Source organism: Pedobacter frigoris (assembly GCF_032678645.1).
Lineage (GTDB): Bacteria > Bacteroidota > Bacteroidia > Sphingobacteriales > Sphingobacteriaceae > Pedobacter > Pedobacter frigoris_A.
Window position 1 is genome coordinate 142,638 of record NZ_JAVTSP010000008.1, and the last position, 15,439, is coordinate 158,076.

A 15,439-nucleotide genomic window follows, 5' to 3' on the forward strand; every position below is an offset into this window, starting at 1 on the left:
CACAATTATGGACATTACAGCAATATTAACCCGTCTGGGCATACAAAAATTGAATTCAGGCACATCCACAGGACAGCAATGGCTAACCACTGAAGGAAAAACCATAGATTCCTATTCTCCGGTAAATGGCAAATTGATTGCTACTGTACAGACATCGGATGAAGCAGCTTATGAAACCGTGATGAAAAAGGCTGAGGAAGCCTTCCTTTTCTGGCGCAGTGTGCCTGCTCCAAAAAGAGGTGAGATCGTTCGCCAATTTGGTGATGCACTCCGTGAGCAAAAAGAAGACCTCGGTGCTTTGGTTTCTTTTGAAATGGGAAAAAGCCTGCAGGAAGGTCTGGGCGAAGTTCAGGAAATGATTGACATCTGTGATTTTGCAGTAGGGCTCTCACGTCAGCTTTATGGCCTCACCATGCATTCAGAAAGGCCAAATCACCGGATGTATGAGCAATGGCATCCTATGGGTATTGTGGGTATCATATCGGCCTTCAACTTCCCTGTTGCGGTATGGAGCTGGAATACAGCCCTCGCTTGGGTATGCGGCAATGTATGTGTATGGAAACCTTCCTCAAAAACACCTTTGTGTGCCGTAGCCTGCCAACACGTCATCACTAAAGTGCTAAAGGCAAATGACATGCCTGAAGGAATCAGCAGTTTGCTGATAGGCAATGCAGTGGGCGACAGGATCAATAATGATAAACGCATCCCTCTGGTTTCTTTTACCGGTTCTACACGCATAGGAAGGATTGTTTCTGCAGCTGTAGCCACTAGATTCGGACGCAGTATTCTGGAACTGGGCGGGAATAACGCCATCATCATTTCAAAAGATGCAGACCTGAACATGTCAATCATAGGAGCAGTTTTTGGAGCTGTAGGCACAGCCGGACAGCGCTGTACCTCCACCAGAAGACTGATCATCCATGAGGACATCTATGAAGAATTTAAAAACAAACTGGTTCATGCATACGGTCAGCTACGCATCGGCGATCCACTGGATCAACACAATCATGTAGGCCCGCTAATTGATAAAGCAGCTGCAGATATGTATGTACAGGCTATAGAAAAAGGTAAAAAAGAAGGTGCAAAATTTGTAGTTGAGGGCGGTGTGCTAAACGGCGAAAACTACAGCTCGGGCTGTTATGTAAAACCCTGCATCGCTGAAGTCGAAAACCATTATGAAATCGTACAGGAAGAAACATTCGCACCAATATTATACCTGATCAAATACAAAACACTTGACCAGGCTATCGCAATCCAGAATGATGTTCCGCAAGGGTTGTCTTCAGCGATCATGACGCTGAATTTGAGAGAAGCCGAGCAATTTCTTTCTGCCGCAGGGTCTGATTGTGGGATCGCAAACGTCAACATAGGTACTTCCGGAGCGGAAATTGGTGGTGCCTTTGGCGGTGAGAAAGAAACCGGAGGAGGCAGGGAAAGTGGATCGGATGCCTGGAAAGCCTACATGCGCAGGCAAACCAATACCATTAATTACGCTGACAGTTTACCATTAGCACAGGGCATCAAGTTCGATCTATAAGTGACAATGCAAAAGAAGCTGAAGCAACTGTCTGGCTTGCTTACTGGCGAATTTTATAGCGATGAACTGATGCGCATACTTTATGCGACAGATGCTTCAGCCTATTCAGAGATGCCCCTTGCAGTTTGTATACCTGCGTCGGTTGACGATCTCCGTCACCTTATTGCTTTTGCAAGAAATGAAGGGGTATCTCTAATCCCCCGGGCTGCAGGCACTTCGCTTGCCGGACAGGTGGTCGGCAATGGTATTGTAGTTGACATCTCAAAGTATTTTACCGGAATACTTGAAGTCGATAGTTCAGTGCGCTGGGTACGTGTACAGCCAGGCGTGGTACGCGACGAACTAAACTTATTTTTGAAGCCTCTTGGCTTGTTCTTCGGACCCGAAACTTCTACAGCTAACCGGGCCATGATTGGCGGTATGGTGGGCAACAATTCCTGTGGCTCTAACTCTGTGATCTATAAAAGTACACGTGAGCATACATTAGCTATTAAAGCTTTATTAAGCGATGGCTCAGAGGTGGAATTTAAAGCCCTTAATTTTGAGGAATTCATCCAAAAGTGCCAAGGAGACACTCTGGAAGCCAACCTATACCGTTCGATACGCGGACAGCTCGGCCTGTATGAAAATCAGCTGGAGATCCGCAAAGAATTTCCACGACCAAGTATTGAAAGAAGAAATACAGGTTATGCGATAGACATGCTGCTGGAATCAGCGCCTTTCACCGCCGGCGGGCCGGATTTTAATTTCTGCAAATTGATCTGTGGTTCAGAAGGCACCCTCGCTTTCATTACGGAGATTAAACTTAGCCTTAATCCTCTGCCACCGGCTCATAGTGTGTTGCTTTGTGCACATTTTGCATCCATAGATGATGCTTTAAAGGCCAACCTCATCGCACTAAAGCACCAGCCTTATGCCGTAGAACTCATAGACCATTACATACTGGAATGTACCAAGAGCAATAGGGAGCAGCTAGATAACCGTTTCTTTGTTGAAGGTGATCCCGCAGCACTGCTGGTGATTGAATATGCGGCAGACAGTTTGGAAAAAGTAAATGAATGTACCGGCATCGTGGAGCACGAGATGCGAGAGGCCGGACTGGGTTATCATTTTCCTTTGTTGTATGGCTCTGATATGAAAAAGGTATGGTCGCTCCGTAAGGCCGGACTGGGATTGCTCAGTAATCTTCCCGGCGATGAAAAGGCAGTACCCGTTATTGAAGATACTGCGGTAGATGTCAGGGATCTGCCTGCCTATATCCGGGAATTTAACTTATTGCTGGAAAAGCATGGCCTGCATTCAGTCCACTACGCACATGCTGGATCTGGTGAATTACATTTGAGGCCCATACTCAATTTAAAGACCAGCGAAGGCAACCGGATGTTCCGGCTGATTGCAGAAGAGGTGGCTCTACTTGTAAAAAAATACAAGGGTTCATTAAGTGGCGAACATGGTGATGGCAGACTTAGGGGCGAATTTGTGGAGCAAATGATTGGCCCTAAAAATTATGCCCTGCTGAGAGAGCTTAAAGACACCTGGGATGCGAAACACATTTTTAATCCCGGAAAAATAATAGACAGCCCGCCCATGAACACCAGTCTGCGCTATGTACCTGAAAAACAGACTCCAGATATCAGAACTGTATTTAGGTATCATGGACAGAATATATTACAACATGCAGAACAATGTAACGGTTCCGGGGATTGCCGGAAATCGCAGCTTGCCGGGGGCACGATGTGTCCGTCCTATATGGCTACACGAAATGAGAAAGACACCACCAGAGCAAGAGCAAATGTACTGAGAACATATCTTACCAATTCTGCTAAAATCAATCCTTTTGACCACCCCGAAATTAAGGAGGTAATGGATCTATGCCTGGGATGTAAAGGATGTAAATCAGAATGCCCCTCAAATGTAGATATGGCCAAGTTGAAGGCAGAATTCCTTCAGGCCTACCAAGATGCGAATGGCGTTCCGTTGCGATCCAGACTGGTTGCAAACTTTAGTACATTGTCAAGATTTACTGCACTTATCCCCCATCTGTATAATTATGTGATGACAGGACGAATAGTCAGTAGGTTAATTAAAAGGACAATGGGCTTTGCAGTTCAGCGCAGCATGCCTGAATTGCCCCCTGTTACCTTAAAAAACTGGTTCAGGCTAAGACTAAAAAAAACAAACCCGGATGTGGTATACAAAAAAACCGTATACCTATTTTGCGACGAGTTCACCAACTATCAGGATGCAAAAATTGGTATAAAGGCAATTCAGTTACTTAACCAGTTAGGTTACCAGGTCATTATTCCCGAACATCAGGAAAGCGGCAGGGCCAGCATTTCCAAAGGTCTGCTAAGGCGCGCGAAAAAGATCGCAAACTACAATGTGGCTAAGCTTAGCCCACTGGTTTCAGCGGACACACCGCTAATAGGCATAGAACCTTCAGCTATATTGACATTCAGAGATGAATATCCTGACATTGTTGATGACCATTTGCTGGAATCTGCAAAGAAGCTGGCTGCAAATGCATTGCTTATTGACGAGTTTCTGCTTTCAGAAATGAAAGCCGGAAGTATCCTAAAATCACAGTTTACAGCCGAGGAAAAGACCATTAAACTGCATGGACATTGTCAGCAAAAAGCATTGGGATTGTTGCCTGCAACCCAACAAGTATTATCTCTCCCCGAAAATTACAAAGTAGAAACCATTGCCTCGGGCTGTTGTGGTATGGCTGGATCTTTTGGCTATGAACGGGAACACTATGCGCTTTCCATGCAGATTGGTGAACTGGTATTATTTCCAGAAATCAGAAAGCAACCCGAACAAGTGCTGATTGCTGCACCTGGAACGAGTTGCAGACACCAAATTAAGGACGGCACCGGAAAAACGGCAAAGCATCCCATTGAAGTATTGCATGAGGCTTTACTGCCGTCTGCTTCCGCTATGCGCTCGTATCAACTAAAGTATTGGTTCGTATCATCTGCGGTATTGGTTCGATCTAGACCGAATCAACCCCCTGTCAACCCCTAATCAACACCCTATCAATACCCTGGTAGACACGAACGCATAGCGAGTGCAATACCACATCAGTCGTAACAAGCTATTGAGCTATTGCTAAATCGAATTTAGACAAAATTATGTAACCAAAATATTTTTGAATAGCGCTATTTATCGGTTACCTTTAGTTTCCTAAACTGATATAATAAACTATTTAAAAACACACAATGAATTTTAAGCGAACAATCTTCACCTCCACTTTAGTCATAGGAGCACTAAGCATGGCAAACGCACAGGAGAAAACCAAACCAGAAGAAACTGAGGTGTATACACCAGTGCCAAAAATTATTGAAGCAAAGGCCCTATCTACCCCTGCCCCTTCAGATGCTATCATTCTTTTTGATGGAAAAGATCTGAGTAAATGGGTGATGACCAATAACAGGGATCAAGCTGCGCAGTGGACTGTTGCGAATAATGAGTTTACCGTAAACAAAAAATCAGGAAACATAGAAACAAAACAAGCTTTCCTCAATTACCAGTTGCATATAGAATGGAGAGTTCCTGCAAATATTAAAGGAAAAGGTCAGGGACGTGGTAACAGTGGTCTTTTTCTTGCTTCAATAGGCAAAGGCGATGACGGTTATGAACTGCAGATCCTTGATTCTTACAAAAATGATACCTATACAAACGGGCAGGCCGCAAGTATCTATAAACAGTTTGTTCCTTTGGCCAATCCTACAAACAAACCTGGTGAATGGAACTCCTATGATGTAATATGGACCGCTCCAACTTTCAATGATGATAAATCAGTAAAAACACCTGCGCGGGTAACAGTACTTTTTAACGGTGTTTTAGTACAGGACAACACCATCTTAAAGGGGCCGACACAGTACATTGGAGATCCGTCTTACAGAAAGGCACACGGAGCATCTCCCATAAAACTTCAGTCACATGGAGATCCAAGCGAGCCATTAAGTTTCCGCAACGTTTGGCTAAGGGAGTTGTAAACAGATATATATTAAAAAAACCCGTCATTGCGAAATACGAAGCAATGACGGGTTTATATTTTACGGGCTTTATCGGTTCTCAACTTCTTTCAACGATACACTTTGGCTGATGGGTTATTGGAAAATTACATGAATTGGCTATGAAACACATTTTGTGGGCCTGGGCATGCAATGCATTCGCCTGATCAACATTTCCTTCTTTGTTGATGGTTACTTCTGGATTCAAGACTACTGAAGTAAAACGTCCGCTACCATCCGCATTTTCTTCCATAACACCCACTGCATTATCTTTATAATCTAAAACTATAATTCCATTTTGGGAACACAGGTGCAGGTACCATAACATATGACATGAGGATAACGACGAAACCAAAAGATCTTCCGGGTTATGTTTTGTTTTATCGCCCATAAATGCCGAATCAGAGGAGCCCTGTATATCCGCTTTATGATCTACTGAAATCACATAACTGCGGTCGTATAACCTGTAATCCATCGTACCTGAACCTTTATTTCCTGTCCATACCAAACTTGTCTGGTATTCATGCGTTTTAGCCATAACTATCTGTTTATACTTGATAATCCCAATTTAAACATTCTTGTGCAGGTTTCCATACATTTTTCAAAAAGTTAGAGACTTACTGCACTGCCTTTCTGTTAATATCTGAAATCCAGGCATTTTTATTTTCCTGGGGCTTATCGGTTGCCGTAATCTCTAATGTTCCTCCATCCATGATCTCTTTTTGAGTGATCCAGTTGCGATCCAGTTTTTTGCCATTTAAGCTTACCTCTTTGATGTATAGATTCTTATCCGAGAAATTCTGAACTTTAATATTCAAACTTTTGCCGTTCTCCCAGTTGAAGGTTACTGTCTCAAACAAAGGTACATTCAGATAATATACAGGCCAGCCAATACATGCAGGTGAAATACCCGCAGCAGTAAGTACAAACCATGCCGACATTGCGCCTGCATCGTCATCCATCGTACGGATATAGGCTTTATCTGTGTTCTTATAGATCCGGTCTACAAACGGATCTATCCCCCTGCTGTTGTCGTTAAAGTAATATTGTACTACGGTATCTACCGCATAGTTGTGCATCAGCTTTTGAGATTTCCAGGCTTGCGGAGTTGTATTGTACATTAAAGGTACCTGAAGGTCAGGCTCATTGGCATGGTTATACAGGTCATTTTTGAAAAAATAATCCAGTTGCTCCACATAGGTTTTCTCGCCTCCGATAAGCTCTGTTAGCCCTTTTACATCAAATGGCACGAACCACCTGTACTGCCATATGGTTCCCTGATATAGTTTGCGTGCCTGCATTCTGTCTACATCGGATTTGGTAATGTCTTTAAAGTCTTTGTTCCAGTAGTTTTTATACTCCAATGCTTTTTGTCTGTATTTATCAGCATCCTCTTTTTTGCCCATTATACTCAGTATCTCAGAAAGCGCCCAGGCATCGTAAGATGACTCCAAAGCTTTATCAGGCGCTCCATAATCCAGATGATCGACTTCTTTAATCAGGGAATCGATGATTTGTCCGGTATTTATTTTATATCCTTTCCTGATTGCATCCAGCACAACTACTACCGCATGTTCTGTCCTTACTGTTGGGGAAGGCTCAAATTTAGTCGCGTAGTCTTTTTTGCCATAAGTGTAAAGATTGGCAATGGATCCTGCTATGTCCTGGTACCTTTCCGGATAAGCAATTGAAAGCAAAGGCAGTTGCGTCCTGTAATTGTCCCATATGGCCCAGCCATTGTATTTTATACCTTCTGTTTTTTGGGTAGACCCGTCTATTGCCTTATAGGTTCCGTCAGTTTCTGATATCTGATAAGGAGACTGGATGGTACGGTATAACAGTGAATAAAATAATTTTTCTCTTTCTTTATCGCCCTTTACTATGATGCGATTGAGGTGGCTATTCCAGCCCTGCTTGCTTTCTTCCCTAAGCTGGTCAAAACTCAGCTTACTAAGTGTTCTCTTAGCATAATCAATATTGGTAGATGAAAAGCTCACCTTAATTTCCAGCTCCGTATCTGCAGCAGCAGGAACAGCATTGAACTTATGATCGCCGGTTGACTGAAACTTTACCGGTTTGCTAAATTCTACAAGATAATAAATACGATAAACACCGGCCCCACAGGTTGTTTTTGAGGCAATCATACCAGTTATGGTATTATTGCCAAGCTGATGTTCTTCGGCAACGAATGCCCCGTTAAATGCATACCCCAGATCAATAGCAAAACCTTTTTTACCCTGTGGCATGTGGTAACGGTGCATACCCTGATTTTTGTAAACAGTCATCTCTGCTGTCACCTTATTTTCAAACCCTACGCTATAATATCCCGGAGATGCCTGTTCTTTTACTTTTATTAATTCCCCTTTGCCGGGATCATTTCCCAGGTAAGGTTTAATCATAAGGTTGCCCCCGCTTCCCATGCAACCTACCCCTTCAAAACGATTGTGGGTAAAGCCAAGAAATTGCCTGGCAGAATGCTCATAACCCGCATGGAGATTCGGATAAGTTTGCGGGCCGATGCTCAACATACTAAATGGATAACTGGCAGCGGGAGATAGTTGTCCATGGTCGCCTGATGAACCCAAAAAGACATTTACTTTGGAGGTCAGATCTGAATTTTTCCCTGACTTAGCTTTTGATTGTTCTTGTGCGAATGTAAACCCGGAAGTGATGATAAAAAAAAGGAGTAAAAAATATTTCATATCTGCTGTTGAATACTGGCGCAACTTAAGGTTTTAGTTTCAAAAAATGACAGGTATGAAGATGATCCATACCTGTCGCATATTTTATTTCCAAACGTCAGGCTTTATTTATTAAAACCAAGATAATGGATTAATTAACCAAATAAAAAGAAAGCAATGATCAGCGTGACAATAATATTAAAACCCTGTGCAATTAAAAATGCATAGAAAGGTGTTTTGCTATTTCTGCTAAAAAGATCTTTAAAATTGGTTTCCAATCCTATACTGGTAAAAGCAAGGGCAAACCAAAGGCCCTGCAGGTTCTTAAGGCTACCTTTAACGGCGGTATTTGTCTCCGGCGAAACAAAGAAAGAAAATAGCAATGATGCGCCTATAAATCCGATCACAAATTTAGGGAAACGCTCCCAGATTACTTTTAGCGTAGGTTTCGATGCAGCATCTTTACCGGCAGGGTGTTGTGTGTAAGTCCAGTATACTGAAATTGCAAAAGCAGCGATACCCAGCAGGACATTCTGTGAAAACTTAACAATCGTACTGATCTTTAAAGCTTCCTCTCCTACCAATGTACCAGATGCCACTACAGCACCTGTTGTATCTATACTTCCTCCCAGCCATGCTCCAGTAACAGCCTGAGGAAAATTGAAGTAATGAGCTATATAAGGCATAAAAATCATCATCGGGATAGCCGTAATAAGCACCATTGAGATCACATAAGACAGTTTTTTTGAATCTCCCTTTATGGCACCTGAAGTAGCAATTGCCGCTGATACCCCGCATATGGATACTGCACTTGAAATCATCATGGTCAGCTCCTCATCCACTTTTAATTTTTTACAGAGCCAGAAAGCAAAATACCAAACTGACAGTACGACAACTAATGCCTGAATCAGGCCCAGTGAACCCGCTTTTAAAATATCAGAAAATATGACACTCGTACCCAGCAAGACCAAACCGATCTTTACAAACAACTCTGTAGACAAAGACGATTTGAACCATTCCGGCAACTTGAAAAAATTGCCGATTGCCAGTCCGATAGCCAGACTGAAAATCACCGCTTCAAGGTTTAAAGCTTTAACCTGACTATTGCCAGCCAAAACGAGTGCTATAATAGTGAGGATGTATACAAATGGAAATGTGAACAATGCACTTTTTACTGATTTCCCGGTCAGCAAAGCCCCCAGTGCCGCCGTAGCGATCACGAAAATAAACTGCAGTCCTATGATTTCAAGATTAGCTACAGACAATACCGTAGTGGTCAGTTCAGTTGCTGTTTTCCAGCCAAAAACAGGAACAGGCAGTATGAGCCCCGAAATGGATAAAATAATGGTAAGTGCGCCGAGTATGACCACCACCCAGTCTTCATGAATACTAAATTGTTTGTTTTCAGACATTATATATTGGTTTTATTTGTGTTTCTTAATTGTCGATAATGATGGAAAAAATATCCTTTAATGCACGTTTAGCTGCATGATAACCACACATTCCGTGCACCCCACCTCCCGGCGGTGTAGATGATGAACAAATGTATAGACCCTTTGCCGAGGTACGGTAAGGCGAACTTCGAAGTGCGGGCCTGGTAAATAGCTGCCCCAGATCTATCACCCCGCCATTGATATCGCCACCAATGTAATTTGGATTATAAGCTTCTATTTCGCTGGTATCCATACTGTGTTTCGCCAAAATCAAATCCCTGAAGCCAGGTGCAAAACGTTCAATTTGTTTTTCAATGATCTCCGTCATGTCCTTCGTAGAGCCATTTGGAACGTGGCAGTAAGCCCATGCCGTATGCTTTCCCTCTGGGGCCCTGGTATCGTCAAACAAGCTTTGCTGGGCGAGTAAAACAAATGGCTTCTCCACATGCTTGCCTTGCCAGCAGCTTTTCTCAGACAATGCAATCTCTTCAATCGTATTCCCTATATGTACAGTACCCGCTCTTCTGGCCTGCGCTGCTGTAAAAGGAATCTGACCATCAAGTGCCCAGTCTACCTTAAATACACCCATTCCATAACGGTATCTTTCCAGCTGCCATTTGTAAATGGAAGAGAATTTGTGTCCCGCAATTTTTAAAAGCTGTCTTGGTGTTACATCAAAAAGTACTGTTTTAGACGAAGGCAGTTCATCCAGTGAATTGATAAACCTGCCTGTTTCAATTCTTCCACCAAGCGCAATGAAATAAGAGCTTAACGCATTGGCGATCTGCTGGGATCCGCCTGCCGGAATCGGCCAGCCTTTCAGGTGTGCTGCTGCCATTAAAACCAAGCCTATAGCTGAAGTGCTTAAGTTGGATAATGGTTGTATGGAATGTGCCGCCATGCCCGCCCAAAGTCCTTTAGCTTCTTTAGTCTTAAATCTTTTTGCCAGGTGAGTAGCTGATGTCAGCGCATTTAACCCAAATTTAGCCATAGCAAGAGGATGCTTCGGAAAATGAAGCGGGCCTAAAACATCGCCTGCGATATCCGGCCAATCCTTTACAAGTGACCCTACCAGTCTAAGATAAACATGCTCGTCTACCCCTAATGACTTTGCAGTTTCGGTCAGGGAGGAGCTTAATACCGCAGCACTGCCATTGTCAAACGGATGGGCGGCCGCAAGATCTGGAAATTGATAAAGCAAGCCGTGATCACCCAGCGGTAAAGTATTAAAAAACGGCGAACCAATTGCCAGTGGATGGATGGCCGAACAAATGTCGTGAACAAAGCCTGGTAAGGTCAGTTCTGCTGAACGCAGACCTCCGCCGATCTCGTCCTTTCCCTCAATGATCAGTACCGAAAGTCCGGCCTGTTGCATGGTAATTGCAGCCGCCAATCCATTTGGACCGGAGCCTACTACTATCGCATCAAAATCAGTTTTAGTATTTCTCATTAATCGGCATCTGCAAATCTCGAAGATATGGATATTTCATGTATGTATCTATTAATATGACTTAACATCACTTTTACGTCCCTCTACCAGTGGATATTTTTTATTGACCTTATCAAGAACTACGTAAATAGAATCTCTGAATTCATTGATTCCCTGCAATATAACCCTACTGGAGGTTGGTCTTGAATAATGCAAAACCTGGGTTTCCTCCTTATGATTTTTGTTCTTATTCTGAAGATAAAGGATGTGATTTACCGTATCTGCTTTGTAAAAAAAGTAACGACGTTCTCCGGCCATGCCGCCTACTTCCCACCTGGTCACCCCAAGATCCCTGTTTTTTTTCAGCTTGTTAAGTTCATCAGAGTCCTGGGTATTTACCTGGTTCAGCCTATTGTTCTTTTGATCATTTTTTACTCTCAAAGGGGAATAACCAATCATCCGATCTGCAATAGCACCACGATTGGTTTTATAACTCAATGACGACCATTCCTCAAACGTTGCATCCTGCCACCTGATGGAATCCTGCGGAGTGTAAGGGATGACTTTATTGTTCAGTCTGAATTCAGAAACCTGATAATACCCTTTAGTACCCGCCAGTCCTGGTGTACTTGGAATGTTATAGTTATTGCCATTGAAAAATCCGTACGCCCATAGTGCCGCTGCTACCGGTACAAACAAAATATTGAATGTCCATTTTACCGCAAAAGCCAGTTTTTTCTGCCAGCCGACCGTAATCAAAGGTGCATATCGATAAGGAAGGATGTCTTTTTCATTGACCAGCAGGTTCCATGTTTTCGGAAGATCGTACCATACGATGAAAATACCTATGATCGCAAAATAAGCAGCCGGCACAGCTACACCCGCATCATAAGCATGATTGGCAATACAGATATTAAACGTTACAACGGCTGCTAAAGCCGCTCCTAAGGGAGAAGTTTTTCTGTTGAGCAACAGCAGTCCGGGCAGTATCTCGGCAAAGCCCAGGAACACGGTATACCAAAAAGAAACGCCAACGTGAGACCAGTACAGTTTTTTTTCAGCCATGTCTACAAATGGGGTATTCAACATCCCGACCGTAGGAAAAATCATTTGCATAGGAAATGCCTTTTTCAGTCCCCAGCCGATCATCCCATAGGCGAGACGATAGCGAGCCAATACCCTGATCCAGTAATAAAGCTTATTGTATTCTGCAGACTTCTTATCCAGCAGTGTCCAGATGAGTCCGCCAACTATAGAAATACCAAAAAGCAGGATCAAATTAATATAATTCAGCAATCCAAACACGCCCTCTTCGGATTCTATGGTCACAAACTGTGGAGGCCAGAAGGCCACGATTGACTGGAAGTCATGGTAAGTGATTTTAGAGAACTGGAGCGTAAAGAGATGCTCGTAGAATTTAGGATAGGTAGGTATACATAAAAACAGCAGGTAAAGAAAACCTATTCTGAAAGCTACTTTCTGGTAATTTTTCCAGTGGCCAGATCTTTCTGCCTCTATCAGCGGTTCATTTATTGATTTGTCTCCAGATTTCAGGACTTCCTGAACATCCAGACTTGCATCTAATATCGACATAACAATTTCTTTTGAGTGATTATTAAATTTTTACTGGTTTACGGCGCCCTTCAAACATCATATACTTTTTATTGATCCTGGCGAGTACAACGTGTATAGAGTCTTTTCGCTCATTGATACCTGAAAGCACTATGGTAGAATCATTTGGCCTATCGTACTTGAGGAAGAGCTTTTCATTCCTGTGGTTTTTGTTCTTATTTTGAAGTGAAAGGGTATGGTTTACCGTATCAGCTTCATAGTAGAAATAATGTCTGCCTGCAAAACCTGCCAGTTCATAGTTTCTGTCAATATCCTTCTGATGAAATTCTTCCGCGCTTGAAAAATCGACCTTAACCGGACGATTCACCTTAATGGTGAGTGTAGACCATTTTTCAAAAACCACATCCTGCCATCGGTTCGAGTCAGTTTTTGAGTATGGGATGGTATCTTTATTGAGTACAAACTCCCTGACCTGATAATAACCATAAGCCTTACTCAGTCCGGGAGTATGCGGTATTTTATAAGGGTCATTTGTATAGTTATCCCATGCTTTATAAGCGAACAACACGACGAACAACACAAAGGCGGTCCGCAAAGCCACCCTCAGGTTTTTCAGTCTCTTACTGTCAAAGTTGTAGATAAAGCGGTTTGCCTTTGCAGGGATTTCTTTGACCAGCAGATCATATAACCTGGGAATGTCGTAGACAAAAAGAAAAGCTGCAAGGAGAACGATAAAAGTACTCAAAACCTCTTCACCAATATCATAAAATCCGTTGGCCACGGCTACATTGCCCAGAAATCCAAAGATCAAGCCTACCCCAAAGGTGACTGTTTTGCGGTTGAACAGTAAAAAGGCAGCCAGGATTTCCACAAAACCAAGAAAAGATTCATATTTAGGTGCAATACCTACGGTTTGAAAATAGATCTTCCAGGCAAAATAGTCCCCGTAATTGGTAAGGAGGTTACTCAATGAAGGGTAAGGCATCTGTAACGGGAAAAACTTTATAAAACCATAAGTAATCAGCACAAAAGCAAGCCTGTAGCGTACTATTACCCTAAGCCAATAATAAAGTACCGTATATTCTTTGCGCTGAGCATCCAGTCTGGCCCATACCGCAGCACCTATTCCTGCGATCACAGCAAAGAATGCCCAATTCACAAAACTACCGGTGTACCACGCCCTAGTTTGATCTTCTGAAAAGATCCTGGGCTGATACTTGCTCAGCTCGAACAAATCATGGAAATGCAGGTGCAGCCAGTTGATGGAAAATAATTTGCTGTAAAACTTCCAGTCCAGGGGTATGATCTGGATCAGGAGAAAAATGAAAAAGAACCTGAACAGGTTTTTCTCGTAAGCTTTCCACTCCCGGAAAGCCTGTTTATTATCTTGATTTTTGATATCGCTCATGATCAATATTTATTGAAGATTAATTTTTACCATAACCCGGATTTTGATTCAGGGATTTAGATTTATCTGCCAGTATTTCCCCGGCGGGAATTGGAAAAATGTATTTATCAGGATCGTTCAGGTTAAACACCGCTGCCGCTCTTCCGGTCCTCACAATATCAAACCAGCGGAAAGGCTCCAAGGCAAACTCTACCCTTCTTTCGTTCTCTATCACCAGTAAAATATCTTCTTTAGTGAGTGTATTTGGAAGGGCGGGGACATTTGCTCTTAACCTTACCGCATTGACGTCATCAATTGCTCCCTGAAGATCTGGACTGGTTTTTAACGTCCTTGCTTCAGCCCTGATTAAATAGATTTCGGCTGTTCTGATGAGGTAGGCAGCCGAGGTATTCGTAGGGTAAATCCCCCCGATAAATTGTCCGGATGAATTTTTTACTGAAAGTAGTTTTCTGTCGCCTCCAACAGCAGGGTCATTCAGCAGGTTATGAATTACTGCTTTAGGCTCCAGTGCCCGGTTGCTGGTATTCCATTGCGCATATCCGGCATTGACATCATTTACACTGTAAGACAGCTCCAAAACAGATTCTGTAGTTCCTGCAGCCAGGGCAAAAGGTTTGATCAGTTTGTATGCAGCATTACCAATGACGATACTGGCATCCGCTTCTGCCTCAGCATATTTTTTAGTGTATAAATAAAGCCTGGCGCGTAATGCATTTACAGTAGACCGGGCTACCCTGTTTCTAAGCACAGTAACCGGCAATAATGGCTCTGCTTTATTGAGATCACTCAGCACCTGATTATACACCTCAGCCTGCGTACTTTGCTTCACATTGAATTTATCTTCTACTACCTTAGTCGGCGTAAGAAAGATCTGTACATTTCCGAAGGTTCGTGCGAGGTCAAAATAAGAGATGGCCCTGATAAAATAGGCTTCGCCCAATAGCTGATCTTTCAACACAGTACTGAGCTTAATGTCATTTACGATGGGTAATTTCTCAATGACATGATTTGCACGGTTAATGGTATTGTAAAAATTCCCCCAGTAAGTGGATAAAAATGCAATATCAGAACGGAGGTCGTAATTGATCACATTCAGATCAGTCTGCGCATTGTTCAGTGATTTAATGTCGCCCCCCGACTGCAGTATCGTATTCTGAAAACCGCTGCTGTAATTTAAACTGGCCAAAGAGCGATATGCTCCCCTTACAGCTGCTTCGGCGGATGATTTGTCGTAAATGGTATTCTCATCCGGGATGGTATCATATGGGCTCTCTTCCAGAAATTTTCTGCAGGAAATAGAAAAGAGACTGGTAGTGAATATCAGGAGTAAAAGCGATCTATGTATCTTATTCATAATAGT

The 15,439-nt window shown here is 42.9% G+C and carries 10 protein-coding genes; 3 read left to right on the top strand and 7 right to left on the bottom strand.

The genetic code is table 11. The features are described 5' to 3' along the window. Positions 1–7 precede the first annotated feature (7 nt). The 3 genes from R2Q78_RS20355 (at position 8) to R2Q78_RS20365 (ending at position 5,538) form a co-directional block, all read left to right on the top strand. Entirely contained in the window at positions 8–1,537 is a 1,530-nt protein-coding gene (locus R2Q78_RS20355; protein ID WP_316794400.1) for an aldehyde dehydrogenase family protein, read from the top strand. A gap of 6 nt (positions 1,538–1,543) precedes the next feature. Then, positions 1,544–4,564, top strand: coding sequence for an FAD-binding and (Fe-S)-binding domain-containing protein (locus R2Q78_RS20360; RefSeq protein ID WP_316794401.1), 3,021 nt, complete (start codon positions 1,544–1,546; stop codon positions 4,562–4,564). Positions 4,565–4,758: 194 nt separating this feature from the next. Beyond that, on the top strand, positions 4,759–5,538 hold the full coding sequence (locus R2Q78_RS20365) for a DUF1080 domain-containing protein (protein ID WP_316794402.1): 780 nt from the start codon (positions 4,759–4,761) through the stop codon (positions 5,536–5,538). Between the two features lie 79 nt (positions 5,539–5,617). Here the strand turns inward: R2Q78_RS20365 and R2Q78_RS20370 are convergent, their stop codons facing one another. From R2Q78_RS20370 to R2Q78_RS20400, 7 genes are all read right to left on the bottom strand, one after another. Next, on the bottom strand, positions 5,618–6,094 hold the full coding sequence (locus tag R2Q78_RS20370) for an OsmC family protein (protein ID WP_316794403.1): 477 nt from the start codon (positions 6,092–6,094) through the stop codon (positions 5,618–5,620). Positions 6,095–6,173: 79 nt separating this feature from the next. Further along, positions 6,174–8,258 carry a glycoside hydrolase domain-containing protein gene (locus R2Q78_RS20375; protein ID WP_316794404.1) on the bottom strand — a complete coding sequence of 695 codons (2,085 nt, stop codon included), beginning with the start codon at positions 8,256–8,258 and terminating at the stop codon, positions 6,174–6,176. 134 nt (positions 8,259–8,392) lie between these two features. Then, positions 8,393–9,649 (bottom strand): YeiH family protein, encoded by a 1,257-nt coding sequence (locus tag R2Q78_RS20380; RefSeq protein ID WP_316794405.1) that lies wholly within the window; start codon positions 9,647–9,649, stop codon positions 8,393–8,395. Positions 9,650–9,674: 25 nt separating this feature from the next. Then, positions 9,675–11,120 (bottom strand): NAD(P)/FAD-dependent oxidoreductase, encoded by a 1,446-nt coding sequence (locus R2Q78_RS20385; RefSeq protein WP_316794406.1) that lies wholly within the window; start codon positions 11,118–11,120, stop codon positions 9,675–9,677. 51 nt (positions 11,121–11,171) lie between these two features. Further along, the gene (locus R2Q78_RS20390; RefSeq protein ID WP_316794407.1) at positions 11,172–12,692 is read right to left on the bottom strand and encodes a DoxX family protein; all 1,521 of its coding nucleotides are present in this window, start codon (positions 12,690–12,692) and stop codon (positions 11,172–11,174) included. A gap of 22 nt (positions 12,693–12,714) precedes the next feature. Beyond that, positions 12,715–14,079 carry a DoxX family protein gene (locus R2Q78_RS20395; RefSeq protein ID WP_316794408.1) on the bottom strand — a complete coding sequence of 455 codons (1,365 nt, stop codon included), beginning with the start codon at positions 14,077–14,079 and terminating at the stop codon, positions 12,715–12,717. Positions 14,080–14,098: 19 nt separating this feature from the next. Further along, the gene (locus R2Q78_RS20400; protein ID WP_316794409.1) at positions 14,099–15,433 is read right to left on the bottom strand and encodes a RagB/SusD family nutrient uptake outer membrane protein; all 1,335 of its coding nucleotides are present in this window, start codon (positions 15,431–15,433) and stop codon (positions 14,099–14,101) included. Positions 15,434–15,439 lie beyond the last annotated feature (6 nt).

Bases quoted from the DNA above. Each gene is read 5' to 3' on its own strand.
- R2Q78_RS20355 (WP_316794400.1), top strand. From the start codon at position 8: ATGGACATTACAGCAATATTAACCCGTCTGGGCATACAAAAATTGAAT.
- R2Q78_RS20360 (WP_316794401.1), top strand. From the start codon at position 1,544: ATGCAAAAGAAGCTGAAGCAACTGTCTGGCTTGCTTACTGGCGAATTT.
- R2Q78_RS20365 (WP_316794402.1), top strand. From the start codon at position 4,759: ATGAATTTTAAGCGAACAATCTTCACCTCCACTTTAGTCATAGGAGCA.
- R2Q78_RS20370 (WP_316794403.1), bottom strand. From the start codon at position 6,094: ATGGCTAAAACGCATGAATACCAGACAAGTTTGGTATGGACAGGAAAT.
- R2Q78_RS20375 (WP_316794404.1), bottom strand. From the start codon at position 8,258: ATGAAATATTTTTTACTCCTTTTTTTTATCATCACTTCCGGGTTTACA.
- R2Q78_RS20380 (WP_316794405.1), bottom strand. From the start codon at position 9,649: ATGTCTGAAAACAAACAATTTAGTATTCATGAAGACTGGGTGGTGGTC.
- R2Q78_RS20385 (WP_316794406.1), bottom strand. From the start codon at position 11,120: ATGAGAAATACTAAAACTGATTTTGATGCGATAGTAGTAGGCTCCGGT.
- R2Q78_RS20390 (WP_316794407.1), bottom strand. From the start codon at position 12,692: ATGTCGATATTAGATGCAAGTCTGGATGTTCAGGAAGTCCTGAAATCT.
- R2Q78_RS20395 (WP_316794408.1), bottom strand. From the start codon at position 14,079: ATGAGCGATATCAAAAATCAAGATAATAAACAGGCTTTCCGGGAGTGG.
- R2Q78_RS20400 (WP_316794409.1), bottom strand. From the start codon at position 15,433: ATGAATAAGATACATAGATCGCTTTTACTCCTGATATTCACTACCAGT.